Source organism: Rhizobium aethiopicum (assembly GCF_900094625.1).
Classification (GTDB): domain Bacteria; phylum Pseudomonadota; class Alphaproteobacteria; order Rhizobiales; family Rhizobiaceae; genus Rhizobium; species Rhizobium aethiopicum.
Map to the genome: position 1 here is coordinate 128,674 of NZ_FMAJ01000008.1, position 20,211 is coordinate 148,884.

At 62.3% G+C, this 20,211-nt stretch carries 15 protein-coding genes; 12 read left to right on the forward strand and 3 right to left on the reverse strand.

Annotation, left to right across the window (positions count from 1 at the left end; all coding sequences use genetic code 11):
- Positions 1–29 precede the first annotated feature (29 nt).
- The 7 genes from GA0061105_RS18395 (at position 30) to GA0061105_RS18425 (ending at position 9,972) form a co-directional block, all read left to right on the forward strand.
- The gene (locus GA0061105_RS18395) at positions 30–1,832 is read left to right on the forward strand and encodes a DUF2207 family protein (protein ID WP_092752015.1); all 1,803 of its coding nucleotides are present in this window, start codon (positions 30–32) and stop codon (positions 1,830–1,832) included.
- A 111-nt stretch (positions 1,833–1,943) separates the two neighbouring features.
- Positions 1,944–2,495 carry a LemA family protein gene (locus tag GA0061105_RS18400; protein WP_092752017.1) on the forward strand — a complete coding sequence of 184 codons (552 nt, stop codon included), beginning with the start codon at positions 1,944–1,946 and terminating at the stop codon, positions 2,493–2,495.
- 92 nt (positions 2,496–2,587) lie between these two features.
- A complete protein-coding gene (gene aroA, locus GA0061105_RS18405) occupies positions 2,588–3,850 on the forward strand; it encodes a 3-phosphoshikimate 1-carboxyvinyltransferase (protein ID WP_092752019.1) in 1,263 nt (420 codons plus the stop codon).
- A 38-nt stretch (positions 3,851–3,888) separates the two neighbouring features.
- On the forward strand, positions 3,889–5,823 hold the full coding sequence (locus tag GA0061105_RS18410; RefSeq protein ID WP_092752020.1) for a DUF2207 domain-containing protein: 1,935 nt from the start codon (positions 3,889–3,891) through the stop codon (positions 5,821–5,823).
- 66 nt (positions 5,824–5,889) lie between these two features.
- Positions 5,890–7,173, forward strand: coding sequence for a phosphoribosylamine--glycine ligase (gene purD, locus GA0061105_RS18415; protein WP_092752022.1), 1,284 nt, complete (start codon positions 5,890–5,892; stop codon positions 7,171–7,173).
- A 93-nt stretch (positions 7,174–7,266) separates the two neighbouring features.
- The gene (locus tag GA0061105_RS18420) at positions 7,267–7,728 is read left to right on the forward strand and encodes a plant virulence effector HPE1-like domain-containing protein (protein WP_064694022.1); all 462 of its coding nucleotides are present in this window, start codon (positions 7,267–7,269) and stop codon (positions 7,726–7,728) included.
- 420 nt (positions 7,729–8,148) lie between these two features.
- Complete coding sequence (locus GA0061105_RS18425; protein ID WP_092752023.1) at positions 8,149–9,972, forward strand: methyl-accepting chemotaxis protein; 1,824 nt, start codon at positions 8,149–8,151, stop codon at positions 9,970–9,972.
- Positions 9,973–10,046: 74 nt separating this feature from the next.
- Here the strand turns inward: GA0061105_RS18425 and GA0061105_RS18430 are convergent, their stop codons facing one another.
- Positions 10,047–10,541, reverse strand: coding sequence for a 2-thiouracil desulfurase family protein (locus GA0061105_RS18430; RefSeq protein WP_092752025.1), 495 nt, complete (start codon positions 10,539–10,541; stop codon positions 10,047–10,049).
- 322 nt (positions 10,542–10,863) lie between these two features.
- Positions 10,864–12,978 (reverse strand): glycine--tRNA ligase subunit beta, encoded by a 2,115-nt coding sequence (glyS, locus tag GA0061105_RS18435; protein WP_092752027.1) that lies wholly within the window; start codon positions 12,976–12,978, stop codon positions 10,864–10,866.
- Positions 12,979–13,204: 226 nt separating this feature from the next.
- Here glyS and GA0061105_RS18440 point away from each other — a divergent pair, with 226 nt between their 5' ends.
- The 5 genes from GA0061105_RS18440 to ubiA all read left to right on the forward strand — a co-directional run bounded on the left by GA0061105_RS18440 (position 13,205) and on the right by ubiA (position 19,524).
- Positions 13,205–15,514, forward strand: a complete 2,310-nt coding sequence (locus tag GA0061105_RS18440) for a Tex family protein (RefSeq protein ID WP_092752029.1) — start codon at positions 13,205–13,207, stop codon at positions 15,512–15,514.
- Positions 15,515–15,647: 133 nt separating this feature from the next.
- Positions 15,648–16,907: a cyclopropane fatty acid synthase gene (locus GA0061105_RS18445; protein WP_092752031.1), complete on the forward strand. Its 1,260-nt coding sequence runs from the start codon at positions 15,648–15,650 to the stop codon at positions 16,905–16,907.
- A 37-nt stretch (positions 16,908–16,944) separates the two neighbouring features.
- A complete protein-coding gene (locus tag GA0061105_RS18450; RefSeq protein ID WP_092752255.1) occupies positions 16,945–17,526 on the forward strand; it encodes a histidine phosphatase family protein in 582 nt (193 codons plus the stop codon).
- A 143-nt stretch (positions 17,527–17,669) separates the two neighbouring features.
- Positions 17,670–18,482, forward strand: a complete 813-nt coding sequence (locus GA0061105_RS18455) for a MipA/OmpV family protein (RefSeq protein WP_092752033.1) — start codon at positions 17,670–17,672, stop codon at positions 18,480–18,482.
- 82 nt (positions 18,483–18,564) lie between these two features.
- Positions 18,565–19,524, forward strand: coding sequence for a 4-hydroxybenzoate octaprenyltransferase (gene ubiA, locus GA0061105_RS18460; protein WP_092752257.1), 960 nt, complete (start codon positions 18,565–18,567; stop codon positions 19,522–19,524).
- A gap of 97 nt (positions 19,525–19,621) precedes the next feature.
- Here ubiA and GA0061105_RS18465 read toward each other — a convergent pair whose 3' ends face one another.
- A complete protein-coding gene (locus tag GA0061105_RS18465) occupies positions 19,622–20,188 on the reverse strand; it encodes a DUF6101 family protein (RefSeq protein ID WP_064694029.1) in 567 nt (188 codons plus the stop codon).
- Positions 20,189–20,211 lie beyond the last annotated feature (23 nt).

Sequence of the window (20,211 nt, forward strand, 5' to 3'; positions counted from 1 at the left end):
ACATTGTCTCGTGGGTGTTACGATCAGGTATGGCTTCGGTATCTCTTTTGAAGAGCGATTTTCTTTGCTTTAAACTTTTGTATGAGAGTTCCTCCAGGACGTTGCGCCTTTTAGCAACGCCCATCTTATGCGCCATGATGGTCGTCCTGACGTCATGCAGCAATTTCGACCGAGAGTTCACCGTCCGGTCGGCGAACAGTACGGTCGAAATCTACACCGACGGCACCGCCTTTGTGTCGGAGTTCTTCGACATAGCGGTAAAACAGTCGGTAAATTACGGCGGCGTTTACGTTGATATCCCGCAACGTTTCACAGATGCGTCAGGGGGTGTTCACTGGCGGGATTTCGAATTGGCTGCAGCCCGGCGTGACGGGCGCGACGAATATTATTCCCGGGAAAATAACGTGCCGGGCTACGCGATCTACATCGGAGAGGAGCATTGCAAAGACTGCTCTGCAAATCTGCCCACCGGTCTCACAAAGATCCAGATCGCTTACTGGCTCGGACGCCTGGTTCGTCAGGAAGGAGACCGCGAGGTTCTCTTCCTACCGGCCTATATGGGCCGCGTGCACGGCCAGGCTGCCAAAAAAACGCTTACTCTGAAGCTACCGCCGGGCGGAACCATACGGCCTTCGCAACAGGATCGAGAGGCTGCCTATGACATCATGCGGAGCGCACCGAATGAGATCTTGGTGTCTATTCCAGCAGGCAAAGGGGACCGTGCCCTACCTGACATCGAGATCGAATATCCCGCAGGGACCTTTGTAACTATCACGAGCGGCAAGCGGGTAGAGTGGTGGCTTTCCGATCATTTTCTCCCATTCATCAGCATTCTGGGACCGCTCATCGCCGGTTTGTTTGTCCTCTTTAGATGGCAGGGGTGGCGATCGCCCGCATCGTTGATAGCGGTCGACATCAAAATGACTAAAAACATATCCCCGGCTCTGGCAGCCTATCTGTTCCGGAATTGGAAGAAGGATGCGGCAAAAGCGGCCTTCATGGCGTCTGTCTGCCAACTTGCAGTAAAGCGAATGCTTCGCATTTCCAGCCTGGATGAGGATGCGGAGGCTTCGAGCTTATTCCCAAAGCAAGAGCGTAAAAAGGGCAAGCCGGGTCGTTCCAGATGGTATGCTCTTCCGGCTGCGACGCGCTTGGTGTTCGGCCATATCGAAGGGCAGCGCCCGGCCGGCGATCGGCGTAGGGTTGTACTTGCCCGCCGGGCTTCGAGAGATGAATTGCATAAAGCTGTCGCTGGGGAATACCTGAAGTTCAGAGGCAAAGACCGATGGAGTTCGGTGGCGATTTTCTCCATTCTGGTCATGGGCATTGTCCTTGCCTGGTTCTCGGGCCTCCTGCTCCTTTCAACGGCCATCTGCGGCATTTTGCTTCTATCTCTCATTGCTGTGATGGCGTTCCTCCATCCAGAACGACTTTCTGGCCAAACGGACGCTAGGCAGGCTTTTACCTTCTTTGTGACTTTTCCTGGGCTGGCGATTGTTGCACTTGTCTATATAGGCACGACTGAGGTGATCAGCGAACAGTGGCCATATCTGATGGCGATCTTGCTGCACATTGCCGGCATTATTGCGGTTTTGGCGACGTCGCGCAGGCCCACGCCGAAGCAGCGGCAGATGCGCAGCAACATGCTCATCTTGGAGCGCTACTTCCGTGGCGAGATAGATGGCCCGGTAATGTCGGTTGAATGCTACGAGCATTATCTGCCGTTCGCCGTTGCACTTGATGTCGAGCAACGCTGGACCGAGCGCTTCAATCTATGGCGAGAGAGCGAAAAGATGGAGACCTATGCTCCGGATTGGCGGAGTAGTTCTTAGGGGGCGGCGATAGCGAAGTCTGTTTGAATTCGGTAGAAGACAACCGCGCCAAGATGACTTTCCCCCGCTGAATCACTAACGTGCGATCATCGAATCGGGGAGCCCATCTGCATGTATGTAATACTGGCTGTTGCCGTTGTTATCCTGCTTTACATCGTCTTCATCTATAATGACCTGGTACGCTCCCGGCAGATGGCTGAGGAAGCCTGGTCGGGCATCGATGTGCAGTTGAAGCGCCGCGCCGATCTGATCCCGAACCTGATCGAGACCGTCAAGGGTTATGCCGCCCATGAGAAGTCGACGCTCGAGGAGGTGGTTGCCCTCCGCAACAAGGCGCAGGCCGTGCCCGCGGGCGATGTCGCCGGCAGGGCGCAGGCGGAAGGGTTGCTCGGCCAGGCGCTCGGCCGGGTCATCGCGCTCGCCGAGGCCTATCCCGATCTCAAGGCCAATCAGAATTTCTCCGAACTGCAGACTTCGCTGGAAACCATGGAAGGCGAGCTGCAGATGTCGCGGCGTTATTATAACGGCGCGGCCCGCGACCTGAACGTCAAGGTCGAGAGCTTCCCCTCCAATCTCGTCGCCGGCCAGTTCGGTTTTGCCAAGCGGGAATACTTCGAAATCACCAACGAGGCCGATCGCGCCGTTCCCAGTGTCAAATTCTGACGATCCGGCATTTTGCCTTTGCGAGAAAACGATTAAGAGCAAGGGCAGATGGCGACGCCTTTTCAGCCTCGCTCATGGACGGAAGACATAGCATGACACGCACAGCCAAACTCACGATCATCCCGCCGGGCAAGCCGCTTTCGGGCCGGGCCATGCCGCCGGGCTCCAAGTCGATCACCAATCGCGCCCTGCTGCTCGCCGGCCTTGCCAAGGGCACAAGCCGGCTGACGGGCGCGCTGAAGAGTGACGATACGCGTTATATGGCCGATGCGCTGCGCGCCATGGGTGTTGAGATCGACGAACCCGACGACACCACCTTCGTCGTCACCGGCAGCGGCAGGCTCATGCCGCCGAAAGCGCCGCTCTTCCTCGGCAATGCCGGCACGGCCACGCGCTTCCTGACGGCGGCTGCGGCTCTCGTCGACGGCACAGTCGTCGTCGATGGCGACGAGCATATGCGCAAGCGGCCGATCGGCCCGCTGGTCGAGGCGATGCGCGCGCTCGGCATCGATGTGAGCGCCGAGACCGGCTGCCCGCCGGTCACCGTCAGGGGCACCGGCCGCTTTGAGGCCGACCGGATCCTGATCGATGGCGGGCTGTCCAGCCAATATGTTTCGGCGCTGCTGATGATGGCGGCCGGCGGCGACCGTCCTGTTGACATCGAACTCGTCGGCGAGGATATCGGCGCGCTCGGCTATATCGATCTCACTACGGCGGCGATGAAGGCCTTCGGCGCCAAGGTCGAAAAGACCAGTCCCGTCACCTGGCGCGTCGAGCCGACCGGCTACCACGCCGCCGACTTCGTCATCGAGCCGGATGCGTCCGCCGCGACCTATCTTTGGGCCGCCGAAGTGCTGAGCGATGGCAAGATCGATCTCGGCGTGCCGAACGATGCGTTCACCCAGCCGGATGCCAAGGCGTACGAGACGATCGCCAAGTTTCCGCACCTGCCGGCTGAAATCGACGGCTCGCAGATGCAGGATGCCGTTCCGACGATCGCCGTGCTTGCCGCCTTCAACGAGACGCCGGTCCGCTTCGTCGGGATTGCCAATCTGCGTGTCAAGGAATGCGACCGCATCCGTGCCCTGTCGACGGGGCTCAACAATATCCGCGAAGGCCTGGCAGTCGAGGAGGGCGACGATCTGATCGTCTATTCCGATCCTGCTCTCGCCGGTCAGACGCTGCCGACCGAGATCGACACCTTTGCCGATCACCGCATCGCCATGAGCTTCGCGCTCGCCGGCCTCAGGATCGATGGCATCACGATTCTCGATCCCGATTGCGTCGGCAAGACCTTCCCCGCTTACTGGCGGACGCTCGCCGCACTCGGCGTGACATATCGCGACAAGGATTGACGGGAAGTGCAGTCGAGGCTGCCGGCGGGGAGACAGGGATGGGGCGTCGGTTTTACGGTTTTTGCTTGGCGCTGCTCTTGTTGGTGGCCGCCCCGGCGGCCTTCGCCACCGAGCTGATCGACAGTTTCGTCTCCGACATTGCGCTCGAAAAGAGCGGTGCGATGACGGTGACGGAAACCGTCGTTGTCAATGCCGAGCGCGATCGGATCAAGCACGGCATCTTCCGGGACTTCCCGCTTTATTTCACCGATGCCGGCGGCCGTCGCCGCAGCGTCGATTTCGATATCGTCTCGGTGAAACGTGATGGCACGGACGAGCCCTGGCACACGGAACGGATATCGGGCGGCATCCGCATCTATGCGGGCTCCGCCGAGGTGACGGTGGCGCCGGGCCGTCATCGCTACGTCTTCACCTACAGGACCAACCGCCAGATCCGCTATTTCGACGATCATGACGAACTCTACTGGAATGTCACCGGCAATGGCTGGCTCTTCCCGATCCGCTCGGTCACCGCAACGGTGAAGCTGCCGCCGGGTGTCGCTGCCACGGGGACGACCTTTTTCACCGGCCCGAAGGGCGCGACGGAAAAGAATGCCCGCGTCAGCCAAACCGCAGCCGGTCTCGTCTTTTCCACCACCGCACCGCTCCACCCCAGTGACGGCCTGACTTTCGCGATCCGCATGCCGAAAGGGTCGATCGATCCACCGAGCAAGGATTTTGAGAGCGCATGGTGGCTCAAGGATAACCGCGATTATTTCATCGGCTTCGGCGGCTTGATCCTGGTTTTCGCCTATTATGCGAGGTCTTGGCTGAAGGTCGGCCGCGACCCCGCCCGCGGCGTCGTCGTGCCGCGCTGGGATGCGCCGGAGGGCATCTCGCCGGCTTTGGTCAACTATATCGACAACAAGGGCTTCTCCGGCGGGGGCTGGACCGCGCTTGCCGCAACCGCCCTCGATCTGGCCGTCCGCGGTTACGTCAAGCTCGAAGATCTCAAGAACTCGATCACCATTCGCGGCACCGGCAGGCCGCTCGACAGGCAAAAATTGCAGGCCGGCGAGACCGAGCTCCTGAAGGCCGCCGGCGCCGCTGGCAGGACGCTGACGATCGACAAAGCCAATGGCGAGCATGTGAAATCGGTGGGTCAAGCCTTCCGCTCGGCGATCGAGAAGGAACACCGCGGCAAATATTACAATTCCAACATCGGCTACACCATTGGCGGCCTCGCGCTCAGTGCCGTCTTCCTGACGGCGCCGTTCATTGTCGGGTCGCTCGAGCCCGATACGGTCGTGATGATGCTGATGCCGGTCGGCATCGCGGCCTTCATTGCCGTCTTCGTCGCCAGGTTCACCCGGCCGCTTTATCGCGGCAGGTCGTTGTTCGGCAGGATTGTCGCACTCGTGGTCACATCAATTATTGTTTTCGTCGGGCTTGGCATCCTTCTGCTCAGCGTATTGGCCTTTGCCTCGTCGCTTGTGGAGCTGCACGAGACTCCGGCGCTCTTTGCGATCGGCGGCATTGTGCTGCTTAACATCCTCTATTTCTTCATTATGGGCGCGCCGACACCGCTCGGCGCCAGGATGATGGACGGCATTGACGGCCTGCGGCAATATTTGACGCTTGCCGAAAAGGACCGCATGAACATGGCGGGCGCCCCTGAAATGTCGCCGCAGCATTTCGAGACGCTGCTTCCCTACGCCGTGGCTTTGGGAGTCGAAAAGCCCTGGTCGCGCACCTTCGAGACCTGGCTTGCGGCCGCGGCCGCCGGCGCGGCCGCGGCCTACGACCCCTCCTGGTACTCCGGCGATTTCGATAGCGACAGCTTCTCCGACAGCGTCGGCGGTTTCTCCTCGTCGATGGCCTCGACCATCGCTTCGACGATACCCTCACGACCGCCCTCGAGTTCGTCCTCCGGTTTTTCCGGCGGCGGCTCCTCCGGCGGCGGTGGCGGAGGCGGGGGAGGCGGGGGCTGGTGAGCTTTCCCGCTTGACCTTTCGGCCCTTGGCCCTTAACCGCCTGACGGAACAGGAAAGGGGTCGCGCATGAAGGTTCTGTTGATCGGATCGGGCGGACGCGAGCACGCGCTCGCCTGGAAGCTGGCGCAATCGCCGTTGATGGACGAATTCTACGCCGCCCCCGGCAATCCCGGCATCGGCGAACACGCCGTCCTCGTGCCAGTCGATATCGAGGATCAAGAAGCTGTGGCTGCCTTCTGCCGGGAAAAGGCGATCGAGTTCGTCGTGGTCGGCCCCGAGGCGCCGCTCGTCGCCGGTCTCGCCGACCGGCTGCGCGCCGATGGCCTGGCAGTCTTCGGCCCCTCTGCCGCCGCTGCCCAGCTCGAAGGCTCCAAGGGCTTCACCAAGGATATCTGCGCCCGCTACGGCATTCCCACAGGCGCCTATCAGCGCTTCAACAACGCGCCGAAAGCCAAAGCCTATATTCGCTCCCAGGGCGCGCCGATCGTCGTCAAGGCCGACGGGCTGGCCGCCGGCAAGGGTGTGACCGTTGCGATGACGCTCGACGAGGCGCTCGATGCCGTCGACGACTGCTTCGAGGGTGCTTTTGGTGCCGCTGGCGCCGAAGTCGTCGTCGAAGCCTATCTCGATGGCGAGGAAGCGAGCTTCTTCTGTCTCTGCGATGGAAAACATGCGCTGCCGCTGGCGACCGCCCAGGATCACAAGCGGGTGGGCGAGGGCGATACCGGCGTCAATACCGGCGGGATGGGCGCCTATTCGCCGGCGCCTGTCATGACGGCCGAGATGGTCGAGCGCACGATGAAGGAGATCATCGAGCCGACGATCCGCGGCATGGCCGAAAGCGGCCATCCCTTTTCCGGCGTTTTCTTCGCCGGACTGATGATCACCGAGAAGGGGCCGGAGCTCATCGAATACAATGTCCGCTTCGGCGATCCGGAATGCCAGGTGCTGATGATGCGGCTGAAGAGCGATCTGCTGCCGCTGCTGCTTGCAACCGCCAATGGCACGCTCGATCAGGTGAGCGCCGAATGGAGCGACGATCCGGCGCTGACGGTGGTCATGGCTTCGAAAGGCTATCCCGGCGCCTACGAGAAGAACACGCCGATCCAATGGCTGCCGGAGGCAGGCGAGGGCGAGAAGGTGTTTCATGCCGGCACGGGCATGAAGGACGGCCTTTTGGTCGCAACCGGCGGCCGCGTGCTGAACGTCACAGCTTCAGGCGGCACCGTGGCCGAGGCGAAGGACCGCGCCTACTCCCTGCTGGATAGGGTTCGATGGGAGAACGGCTTCTGCCGGCGCGACATCGGCTGGCGTGCGATCGAGCGCGAAAAAGCCTCCGGCAAAGTATAAACCGCCGCGTTCCTTCAAATTTTACCCTTTCCCCTGACGGGATGGAAACAAAGCTGCGTTATACCGCTGCCGTAGTGAGACGGAGTTGCGTTGATGCGTCAGATTTTCCTCGGTGCGGCAATCCTGCTGATGGCAGGTTCGGCGATGGCCTCCTCGATTGAGGTGATCGGCAAAACGCCGGCGCCTGCCGAAGGCAGCATCGTCACGGAAAGCTGCGCCGCTTGCCCGCCGCTGCAGGCCGAAGAGAGCCGCAAGGACTATACGGTGCCGGAACTGAAACCCGGCGTCCTCCAGGCAACCGAAGTCCGCGACGTCGGTGGCGAAAGGAAGATCTATCGCACCGAAGCCTGGATGGGCGGCTCGCCCGTCGTCTTCGTCAGCAAGGCAACGCCGGAAGCCCTGGCTGCCGCCGAGCCTTCGGTCCAGCCCGACCACGGTATCGACATGAACGCAACGACCGCGGCCGTCATCGGTGGCGATGCCAGGCCGATTGCCGCCGGCATGGCTGAGCAGCCCGCGGCCCTCGACGTTTCCGAATTCAAGCTGCGATTCTAAAAAATCCCAAGGCGCAAACGGCCCCGCTTCCATGGCAAGCTCAGCCGCGCCGAACGTTCCCTGCCCCTGCCCGATCAAGGTTTTGGTCGCTCGGGGCTCCACCGCGGTGGAGCGAATGCACCCTCGACGAGAAGCGGGGGTGCATTCCTGCTTTGAGGCTCTCCGGAACGTCGACAACGCGTGACGTTCTACCCTCGGCAGAAAATTGCGGATTGTGCGGTAATGTTGCCCCCTGATTTTTAGGGAAATTTTGCGTAGTTTGAATAAAATTAAAGCTTTCTTATTGAGTGAGCTTCAATTCTTACTCGCCGGTCGCAGCATGTTGTTTAGCAGCGGTAGACGCGTCCTCCTGGATGCGCTCGCACAGGCGGTAGAAGACCGCGCCGGAATGTATTCCCCCAGTCGCCTTCGCGAGGACTCATGAAAAATTTAAAGATATCGAAGCAGCTCATCCTGCTGGTCGTCGGCCTGATGGCGGCTTTTGCCATCGCCACCTCGCTGCAGATCCGCTCCTCGGTCGATGCTATTTACAAGGAGCGTTACGACATGCTCCGCGCCGAGGTTCAGTCGGCGGTCTCGGTTCTCAAGCTTTATCAGGCCAAGGTCACATCGGGCGAAATGACGCTCGAGGATGCCCAAAAGCAGGCCTATACCACCGTCAACGGCATGAAATACGATCCGGACGGCTATTTCTTCGGCTATAGCTATGACGTCCAGATGCTGTTCCACTACGATGCCGCGAAGGTCGGACAGAATCTGAGGGCGCAGCCGGACAGCAAGGGCAAGCTCTATCGCGAAGAGCTGGTCAAGCTCGGCCAACAGGGCGGCGGTCTTGTCGAATTCTATTCCACCAGCAAGCCGGGCCATCCTGCCGGCGACTACCGCAAGACGGCCTATGGCCAGGCCTTCGACCCCTGGAAGGTCGTCGTCGTCACCGGCGTCTATATGGACGATCTCGATGCCCAGGTTAACAGCACGATCCTGACCGCACTCTCCGGCAGCATCGTCCTCTTCTTCCTTGCCATGGCGGCCGCTTACGCCGTCATCCGCGGCATATCGGGGCCTCTCAACAATGTCCATGCCGCCCTGAAGGCGGTCTCCGAAGAGGATGTCTCCATCGCCATTCCGCATACCGGCATGAACAATGAGGTCGGCATGATGGCAAAGGCGACCCTGTCGCTGCAGGAAAAGATCCGGGAACGCCATCAGATGTCCGATCGCGAGGCAGCCCAGCAGCTGGCGCTGGAAAGCGAGCGCGAAAACAACCTGCGCCAGCAACAGGACGAGGCGGCGCTCCAGGCAAGCGTGGTGACGACGATCGGCCAGGCGCTGGAGCTGATCGCCCGCGGCGATCTCACCGTCCGCTGCGCCGATCTCGGCCAGAAATATGCCGCGCTACGCGACAACTTCAATGATGCGCTGTCGCATCTCGAAGCCGCCATGGCCAGGGTCAGCGCCAAGGGCACCGACATCGGCACGAGCAAGGAAGAGATCCGCCGCGCCTCGAACGAGCTGTCGCAGCGCACCGAGCGTCAGGCGGCAAGCCTGGAGGAAACCTCGGCCGCGCTCGACGAACTCACCGTTGCCGTCCGTCAGACGGCCGATGGCGCCCATGAGGCGAGCAAGCGCGTCCACTCGGTCAGCACTGAAGCCAACCATAGCGATGCGATCGTCACGCAGGCGATCGAGGCGATGAGCGGCATCGAGAAATCGTCGTCGGAGATTACCAAGATCATCGGCGTTATCGACGAGATCGCCTTCCAGACCAATCTCTTGGCGCTGAATGCCGGCGTGGAAGCTGCTCGCGCAGGCGAATCCGGCAAGGGTTTCGCGGTCGTCGCCCAGGAAGTGCGTGAACTCGCCCAGCGTTCCGCGGCGGCGGCCAAGGAGATCAAGGACCAGATCGCCCGCTCCTCCAGCCAGGTCGACCAGGGCGTCCGTCTGGTCGGCGAGGCAGGCGAGGCGCTGAAGCGCATCTCCGACCAGATCAAGGCCGCCAACGACATCGTTGCCAAGATCGCCCACAGCGCGTCCGAACAGGACACGACGCTGCGCTCGATCTCCTCGTCGGTGAACCAGCTCGACGCCGCCACCCAGCAGAACGCCGCCATGGCCGAGGAGACCACGGCGTCGGCCGAAACGCTCGCCAGCGACACCGACGAGCTGATCAACCTCATTCGCGGCTTCCGGGTCAGCGGCAACAGCGCCGCCCCGGCCAGGCATCAAGGTCGTCGCGCTGCCTGAACGGCGCGCGGGCAACCTGGATTTTTCATCACCAAAGCCTTAGCGGCCGTCGGTTTTCCGGCGGCCGTGCCGTTTTAGGCTGGTGGTGTCAGACGGTCGAGCAACTGGTCGATTTCGCTATCGGAAAACACTTCGACCCCAGCCGCTTTCAGCGCCGCCGCGGTCACGCCGGTGCCGGCCTGCCGGCGTCCGGAAAAACTGCCGTCATAGATGAACCCTGACCCACAAGAGGGACTGCCGTCGATGAGCAGCGCATAGCGGCAGCCGGTTTGCCGTGCGAGCGCCACGGCATTCTCCGCCGCCTGCAGAAACTCTGCTGTCACATCGCCACCCGTCAGCTCGACGACCCGCGCCCCGCCGGCCAGAACCTCTTCGCCGGTCGCCCCATCCGCGATCTCCGCCGGCGGCCGCGGCACCTGCATGCCCGCCGACATCTCCGGACAGATCGTCACCAGCCGCCCCTCGGCCCGCCACGTTTCGATCGCCGGGTGAAGCAAAGGCTTCGCCCGCCCGTCATAACGGACGGCGTGCCCCATGAGGCAGGCGCTGACGAGGATCTTGCTCTGCATGGCTGTCTGAGTAATCCCACGGGGACGGTGATGCTAGAGTGATTTACCGTGACCGGCCAAATAAACCACGCAAGCAGAGTGCTTGGCATGGATGCCCGGGTCAAGCCCGAGCATGACGGAGGGGTGGGACACCGTTGGAAAGAAGCGGGACGTCTGCCGCTGAGCTGGCAGTGGTCCGAAGTCGCTGATTATATGCTTCTGCGGCGCTGCAACTGCCGCAGTGCTCACTCCCCACTCCGTCATCCTCGGGCTTGACCCGAGGATCCATGCGGCAAGCACAGCATTTGCGTTAGCATGGGAAGAGAACCCAGCCCAAAACCGCTCACCCCGAAATCTTCGAGAAATCTGCCACCGTTCCCGTCGCCTCGCGGATCAACCGCAGCAGAGCGAGGCGATTGGCGCGGACGGCGGCGTCCTCGTCGTTGACGAGCACGTCTTCGAAGAAGCGGTCGACCGGGCCGCGCAGCTTGGAAAGCGCTTCCATCGCCGAGCGGAAATCCTCTCCGGCGACGGCGTTCGCCGCATCCTTCGAGGCGCTCGATATGGCGGCAAACAGCTCCTTCTCGGCATCGAGCTTGAAGAGCGCTGCAGAAACGCCGTCGGCGATCACAGTGCCCTTCTTTTCTTCGGCGGCGAGCAGTTGGGTGGCGCGCTTGGTGCCGGCAAGCAGGTTCTTGCCGTCTTCAGAGGTGATGAAGGCCGTCAGCGCCTCGACGCGGCGCGCCACCATCAACAGGTCGTCGGCTTCAGGCGTCAGCACGGCGTCGATCAGATCGTGGCGGGCGCCCTGATCGCGCAGATAGACCTTGAGGCGATCATGGAAGAAGGAGAGCAGATCGCCGTCCTTGGTTGTCGCCAAAAGCGGCAGGCGGATCCGCCGCTCGAGCAGGATGCGGACGACGCCGAGGGCGGCACGCCGCAGCGCAAACGGGTCTTTCGAACCCGTCGGCCTCTCGTCGACCCCCCAGAAGCCGGTCAGCGTGTCGAGCTTGTCGGCAAGCGCCAGCGTGATCGCAACCTTGTCTTCCGGCACGCGATCCGAGGGGCCTTGCGGCTTGTAATGGTCCTCGATCGCCGCGGCGACGGAGGCGTTTTCGCCCTGCAACGCCGCATATTTGCGGCCCATCAGGCCCTGCAGCTCCGGAAATTCGCCGACGGCTTCGGTGCGCAGATCCGCCTTGGCGAGCACGGCGGCGCGATCGGTGAGCGCCGCATCCGCGCCGGTGATACCAGCTAATTCCCCAGCCAGCGCCCGGATGCGGGCCACACGGGCGCCCTGCGTGCCGAGCTTGGCGTGAAACGTCACGTCGAGCGCGTCAAGCTTGGCCATGCGCTGATCGAGCGGCTTCTTCAGCTCGAGGCCGAACTTTGCCGCCGAAGCTGCGAGCGTCTCGAGGTCGGGCATGTCGCCCTGGTCGCGCTTCCAGAAATGCAGCGCGTCCGAAAGCCTGGCCCACACCACCTTGCCATTGCCGTGGACGATTTCCTTGCCGCCGTCATGCGCCTGGATGTTGGAGATCAGGATGAACCTGTTCGAAAGCGTCTCTTCACCCTGTTTGCGGGTGACGAAGCACTTCTGGTTGGTCTTGATCGTCAGGCGGATGATCTCCGAGGGGATCGAGAGATAATCCTCCTCGAAGCTGCCCATCAGCACCTGCGGCCATTCGACGAGGCCGGAGACTTCCTCCAGCAGGCCTTCGTCTTCCACCAGCTCCAGCCCGTTGGCGAAAGCGATGTCGCGCGCGTCATGCAGGATGATGTCCTTGCGCCGCTCGGCGTCGAGGATGACCTTGGCCTTTTCCAGGCTCGCCGCATAATCGTCGAACCGGCGCACGGTGATCGCCTCGGGTGCATGGAAGCGATGGCCGTAGGTGATGTTGGAGGCGATGATGCCGTCGATCTCGAAGGGGATGACGACCGTCTCCTCGTGTTCGGGGCCGAAGGTGCAGACGATCGACTGCAGCGGCCGCACCCAGCGCAAGGCGCCGGGTTTGGAGGAGGCCTTGCCCCAGCGCATTGATTTCGGCCAGGGGAAATCGCGGATGATGCCGGGCATTACCTCGGCGACGATCTCTTCCGTCGCGCGGCCGGGCTTGGAAATGACCGCGACGTAGAAATCGCCCTTCTTTGGATCGCTCACCACCTGGGCCTCGGAGATCGACGACAGGCCGGCGCCGCGCAGAAAACCCTCGATCGCCTTCTCGTTGGCGTCGGTGCGCGGCCCCTTGCGCTCCTCGCGCACATCGGCCGAACGCGCCGTCAGGCCGTGGATGTCGAGCGCCAGCCGCCGCGGCGTCCAGTATTCGCGCGCGCCCTCATAGGACAGACCCGCTTCGACGAGCGCATCGGTGACGAGCTTCTTCAGATCGCCCGCAGCCTTGCGCTGCATGCGGGCCGGAATCTCTTCGGAGCGAAGTTCGAGAAGAAGGTTTGGCATGTCACTCTTTTCCTTGCGCCCGCGGGCAGGGCGATCCAAAAACGTTGCTTCTGCTATCAAAGAATGCCGCATCTGCACAACCGCAAAAACGGACGAGAGCGATGGCTAGGTGAGCGTCCGATGATCCCCCGTTCGATTAACTTCCGCTGTGGAAACCACGCTCGGGCATTGCCTTGCCGCTTTTCGCCGCTATGGTCCCGCAACTTTCGTCGACACAGGAAATCCCATGGCCGCTGACCTCCGTTTTCTCGCAGCCCGCATCTCGGCCGAAATCAACGCCCGGCCTGACCAGGCCAAGGCCGCCATCGAGCTGCTTGACGAGGGCGCCACCGTGCCCTTCATCGCCCGCTACCGAAAAGAGGTGACCGGTGGGCTCGATGACACGCAGCTGCGCAATCTCGCCGAACGGCTGGTCTATCTGCGCGAACTCGAAGCTCGGCGTGACGCGATCGTCGAATCGATCACCGGCCAGGGCAAGATGACCGAAGAGCTGATGGTGAAGGTTGCCGGCGCCCAGACCAAGGCCGAGCTCGAGGATCTCTATCTGCCCTACAAGCCGAAGCGGCGCACGCGGGCCGAAATCGCCCGCGAACGGGGCCTCGGCCCGCTTGCCGAAGCGATCCTGGCCGAGCGCGCAAGCGAGCCGGCGGTTCTGGCCGAGGGCTTCGTCACCGCAGACGTGGCCGACGTGAAGACGGCGCTCGAAGGGGCGCGGGACATCATCGCCGAAGGCATTGCCGAAAACGCCGACCTGCTCGGCAAGTTGCGCGCCCATATGCGTCAGGCATCGCTGCTGAAGGCCAGGGTCGTCGACGGCAAACAGGCGACGGGCGAGAAGTTTTCCGATTACTTCGACCATTCCGAACGCTGGGCGACTGCACCCGGCCATCGGGCGCTCGCCATGCTGCGCGGCTGGAACGAGGAGGTACTGACGCTGACGATCGAGGCCGACGCCGAGACCGCATCGCCGAACAAGCCGGTCGAGCGCATGATTGCGGCGGCTTACGAGATCGGCGCCAGCCGTCCTGGCGACCGCTGGCTGATGGAGGTCGCGAGCTGGACCTGGCGCGTCAAGCTTTCCATGTCGCTGTCGCTCGACCTGATGCGCGAGCTGCGTGAAAGGGCAGAAGAGGAGGCGATCCATGTCTTCGCCCGCAATCTCAAGGACCTGCTCTTGGCCGCGCCCGCCGGCTCGCGCGCGACGATGGGCCTCGATCCCGGCATCCGCACCGGCGTCAAGGTCGCCGTCGTCGACGGCACCGGCAAGGTGGTGGCGACCTCGACCGTCTATCCCTTCCAGCCGAGGAATGACGTGCGCGGCGCCCAGATCGAGCTCGCATCGCTGATCCGCAAGCACAATGTCGAGCTGATCTCGATCGGCAACGGCACCGGCAGCCGCGAAACGGAAAAGCTGGTGGCCGACATGCTGGCCGAGTTGCCGGCGCCGAAGCCGACCAAGGTCATCGTCTCGGAAGCGGGTGCTTCGGTCTATTCCGCCTCGGCAACAGGTGCGGCCGAATTTCCCGATCTCGACGTGTCGCTGCGCGGCGCCGTCTCCATTGCGCGCCGCCTGCAGGATCCGCTCGCCGAACTCGTCAAGATCGAGCCGAAGTCGATCGGCGTCGGTCAGTATCAGCACGATGTCGACCAGCAGAAGCTGTCGCGTTCGCTCGATGCCGTTGTCGAAGACGCGGTGAACGCCGTCGGCGTCGATCTCAACACGGCGTCGGCGCCGCTGCTCTCCCGCGTCTCCGGCCTCGGCCCGTCGATTGCCGAGGCGATCGTCCGCCATCGCGACAGCGAGGGCCGTTTCGAGACGCGCCGCGATCTTCTGAAGGTCGCGCGCCTTGGCGGCCGCACCTTCGAACAATGCGCCGGCTTTCTGCGCATCCCGAACGGCAAGGAGCCGCTCGACGCCTCCTCCGTCCACCCCGAGGCCTACGGCGTCGCCAAGAAGATTGTCGCCGCCTGCGGCCGCGACCTGCGCGCGCTGATGGGCGACAGCGCCGTCTTGAAATCGATCGACCCGCGCCAGTTCATCGATGAGAAATTCGGTCTGCCGACGGTTCGCGATATCATCGCCGAGCTGGAAAAGCCCGGCCGCGACCCGCGCCCGAGCTTCAAGACAGCGACCTTCGCCGAGGGCGTCAACGAAATTTCCGACCTGAAGCCAGGCATGGTGCTCGAAGGCACGGTGACCAATGTCGCCGCCTTCGGCGCCTTCGTCGATATCGGCGTGCACCAGGATGGTCTGGTGCATGTGTCGCAGCTTGCCGATCGCTTCGTCAAGGATCCGCACGAGGTCGTAAAGGCCGGCGATGTCGTCAAGGTACGGGTTGTGGAAGTCGATGCCAAGCGCAAGCGCATCGGTCTCTCCATGCGCCGCGACGACGGTTCTTCGGCGCCTCAGCCGCGTGGTGATTCTCGCGGGAATCAGGGTGCCCGGCCGCAGAACGAGCGCCGGCCGGCGGCTCCGAAACCCGAGAGCCAGGGTGCTTTCGGCGCGGCACTGGCCGAAGCCATGAAGCGAAAATAAGGGTTTAGCCAATATTTTGGCAAAAATGCCACAGTTTGGCAGCGTTATTTCACGTCTGCTAACTCAGGCGCTTGTAAGGCGAAAGAGAGCGATTAAGTTGATGTGACCATCCTGTCACATTTGCGAGGCGTCCATGGCGTCAGCATTCTTATCGATCGTCCAGCAAATCATCCGCAAGGGTTCATTGAGACTTACCCTTGCGAACGGCAAGACCCACATGATCGGCGACGGCAGCGGTGAAACCGTTGTCGCCCGCCTTGCCGATCAGGAGGCCGAGGACGCCATCCGGCGCGATCCGACGATGAAGCTCGGCGAAATGTACATGCAAGGCCGGTTCATTCTTGAACAGGGCAACATCTACGATTTCCTGTCGCTGGTGAAGCAGAACACCACCAACGAGATCTTCGATTTCAAGATGGCGGCGCTGCTTGTCGGCCGCATTGCCTGGCAGCAGCTGAAGAGCCGCGTGCCGGTCAATCGCAACAAGCACAATGTCGCCCATCATTACGATCTCTCCGCAAAGCTCTTCGATCTTTTCCTGGATGAGGACTGGCAATATTCCTGCGCCTATTTCGAGCCGCCGGGCATCGGTCTCGACGAGGCGCAGCTTGCCAAGAAGCGTCATATCGCCGCCAAGCTTCTGCTTGCCCCCAACCAGCGCATCCTGGAGATCGGTTCCGGCTGGGGCGGCATGGGCATGTATCTGACCGAGGCGACGGAGGGAGCCGACTTCACCGGCATCACGCTCAGCGAAGAGCAGCTGAAGGTCTCCCGCGCCCGCGCCGAAAAACGCGGTCTTTCCGACCGTGTGCGTTTCGAGCTGCAGGACTATCGCAGCATGAACGGCCGGAAGTTCGACCGCATCGTCTCGGTCGGCATGTTCGAGCACGTCGGCATCGGCAATTACGGCACTTTCTTCCGCAAGGTGTCGGATCTGCTCGACGACAACGGCGTCATGGTGCTGCATTCGATCGGCCGCCCGAAGCCGAGCTTCGGCACCAACGCCTTCATCGAGAAATATATCTTCCCCGGCGGCTATATTCCCTCGGTCGGCGAGGTCGTGGCGCCGCTTGAAAAGGCCGGGCTCCTGGTCAGGGATGTCGAAATCCTGCCGATGCACTATGCCTATACACTGCGCCATTGGCGCGAGCGTTTCGTGGCGCGCAAGGCAGAAGCCGTGGCACTTTACGACGAGCAATTCTTCCGCATGTGGGAATTTTATCTGGCCGGATCCGAAATGGGGTTCCGCTGGGATGAGCTGTTCATCCTGCAGATCCAAATCGCCAAGAACCAGTTCACCGTTCCCGACAACCGCAATTATATCGCGGAAAACGAAGCCAAGCTGAGGGAATTCGAGGCGAGGCGGGCACCACTGGAAAAGGTGACGTTCTGATCCGGCGGCGCCGTTTGTGATGAAAGGGGGCATGCGGATGAGCAGTGCGTTTCCGGAGATTTACCTGGTCCGCCACGGCGAAACCGAATGGAGCCTGTCCGGGCGCCATACCGGACGCAGTGATATTCCCTTGACCGCGAACGGCGAAGCCGCTGCGCGCAAACTTACGGAACTGCTTTCCGGGCTCTCCTTTTCCGCCGTCTGGTCGAGCCCTTCCGCGCGCGCCCGCAAGACCTGCACGCTCGCCGGCTTTGGATCGGAAGCTCTCATCCGAGACGATCTCGCCGAATGGGACTACGGCGCTTATGAAGGCGTCACCACCAAGGCGATCCTGGCGGAGCGCCCCGGCTGGCAGCTTTTTCGCGACGGTTGCCCGAACGGCGAAACGGCTGCCGATGTCGGCGCCCGCGCCGACGCCGTCATTGACGGCCTGCGTGAAATGGCGGGCACCGTCCTAATCTTTTCCAGCTCGCATTTCCTGCGCGTGCTGGCCGCCCGCTGGCTCGGCCTGCCGCCGCAAGGCGGCGCGCATTTCGTGCTCGATACCGCCAGCATCAGCGTGCTCGGCTATGAGCACGACCTGACCGAACGGATCATCCGCCGATGGAACCAGAGATAGGGCGACAATTAATTGCCGGCGTCGGCCGCACGGCATGACTTCCATGAGTTTCACCGTGGTTAACATTGGCGTAACGACCTCACGATAAATGTAGCCATCGCCGCTCTCCGCGGCTGTGTTTTTGCGTTTTCTGGAGTGCGGACGTGTTTCATCGATCAGTCGTATCGATTGCTTTGCTTATTGCCTTTTCATCCACAATTTCGGCCGTCGCGCAGGAAAGCCGCCAGCACTTCTGGTCGGGCGACTGGTATCTGAGCGTCGGTGTCGCCGGCTTTTCCGCGCCGAAATTCGAGGGCGCCTCGCATAATGAATTCAAGTTCAGCCCGCTGATTTCGGTCGGACGGCAGGGCGCCGGTCCGCGCTTTTCCTCGCGCAACGACAATCCCGCCTTCGCCCTCATCGATAAGGGCGCTTTCCGCGCCGGCATCGTCGGCAAGTTCGTGCCTTCCCGCGACGAGGGCGACGGTCACGAGCTGAAGGGCATGAAAAAGGTCAAGTGGGGGGCGGAAGCCGGCGGTTTCGTCGAGGTCTATCCGACTGATTTCCTGCGCGCCCGCGCGGAAGTTCGCCAGGGCATTCGCTCGCATGACGGCGTCGTCGCCGATCTCGCCGTCGATGCCTTCACCGATATCGCGCCCGACCTGCAACTGTCGGGCGGCCCGCGCGCGACATTTGCGACAAGCGGCTATTACGACGCCTATTATGGCGTCAACGCCAAGCGGGCGGCGGCAAGCGGCCTCGATCCTTACAGGCCCTCGTCGGGCATTCAGTCCTACGGCGCCGGCGCGGCCCTGACCTGGAAGGCGACGGAAAACCTCTCGGCAAGCTCCTTCCTCGAATATAAGCGGCTTGCCGGCCCCGCCGCCGACAGCAGCCTGGTGCGTGAGCGCGGCTCGAAGAACCAGCTGCTGATCGGGGTCTCGGCGACCTACAAGTTCAATTTCTCGCTGCAATGAGCGACGGCGCCGCGCAATGCTTCGAGCGGCGCGCGGCGATCGCTTCTTGACCGGATCGCCGGCCCGCCGCTAGATGAGCGGCATGGAACATACCGACGACTTCAACGATCGCGTCTCCGATGCGCCGTCCGACAACTGGGTCTACCGGATCCTGCCGCCATGGCTCTGGCCCTACGCCCAGCTCGCGCGCTGGGACCGGCCGATCGGCTGGCAACTTCTGATGTGGCCATGTTTCTGGTCGGCCACCCTTGCCGCCAATGCGGCGATTGGCGAAGGGCTCTATTCCGGCAGTCTGCTGGTCTCCCACCTTTTCCTCTATTTCATTGGCGCCGTCGCCATGCGCGGCGCCGGCTGCACCTATAATGATCTCGTCGACCACGAGATCGACACGCAGGTGGCGCGCACCCGTTCGCGCCCGCTTCCCTCCGGCCGCGTCACGCGCGCCCACGCCAAGATCTTCATCGGCCTGCAGGCGCTGGTCGGCCTCTTCGTGCTCTTGCAGTTCAATTGGTTCACGGTCTTCCTGGGCCTGCTCTCGCTTGGCATCGTCGCGCTTTATCCCTATGCCAAACGCTTCACCGACTGGCCGCAATTCTTTCTCGGCCTTGCCTTCTCATGGGGTGCGCTGATGGGCTGGGCCGGCATATTGGGCGGCCTCTCCTTCGCCGCCATCCTGCTCTATGCCGCCTCCGTCGCCTGGACAATCGGTTACGACACCATCTATGCGCATCAGGACAAGGAGGATGACGAACTGATCGGCGTCCGCTCCACCGCGCGCCTCTTCGGCGACAACACGCGGACATGGCTGATCGGCCTTTATGGGCTGACGCTGGTGCTGATGTTTGCGGCCTTCGCGCTCGCCGGCGCCAATATCGTCGCCTTTCTGGCCTTGTTCGGTGCGGCAGGCATGTTCGCCTGGCAGATCGTCCGGCTCGATATCAACGATCCCGCCCAATGCCTGGCGCTCTTCCAGTCGAACAATCGCGTCGGCCTCGTCATCTTCTTCGGGCTGTTCTTTTCATTGCTCTTCGCCATTCCCTGAACGAGACAAAGTATGAAACCGTAAAACCCGGCGCGGGCGCCGGGTTTTAAAACGGTTGCGAAGCGACAGGGCCGAAACGGAACTGGCGCGATGTCGTTCATGTGCGGGCGATGATTTCCTTGCCTTCGATCTTCATCGCGACGCCCAGCCGCCCGGTGGTGCGGCGCACGAGGAAGCGCGGACGGCGATTGGCGAAGTAGGAATGGCGGCGGCGCGGCTTGAGGTCGCCGGTGCGCAGCGCGCCGATATGATCTTCGAGCGGCCGCGCGACGCCGTCGGCCTCGACCATCAGCATCGGAATTCGGAAAGCTTCGGACCAGCTGCGCCAGTCGGCGGCAATATCGCTGAGATCATGGGCCACGAGCAGGGGAATGCAGAGCTCGGGATCGGCGTGGTGAAGTTCGAGCGTGACGGTTACCTCGCCGTCGCCATGGTCGATGGCGCGGGCGGCGACACCCTTGAAGACGCGCTTCGGCAGGGCAATCGAGAGCGGCAGGCCGCTGGAGGGAAGGACTTTACGCAGCACCGCGCCGCGTTCGTCTATCGTGATGCTGACGTCATCCGAACGATCATGGATGGCGTAGCTGACCTGCTGCGGAAAGCGGGACGGATCGAGACGCAGCGTCGTGCCAGCCCAAGCGGGCTTCAAAACGGGATTGTTCATGTCATTCTACCCTTGTCTTACCT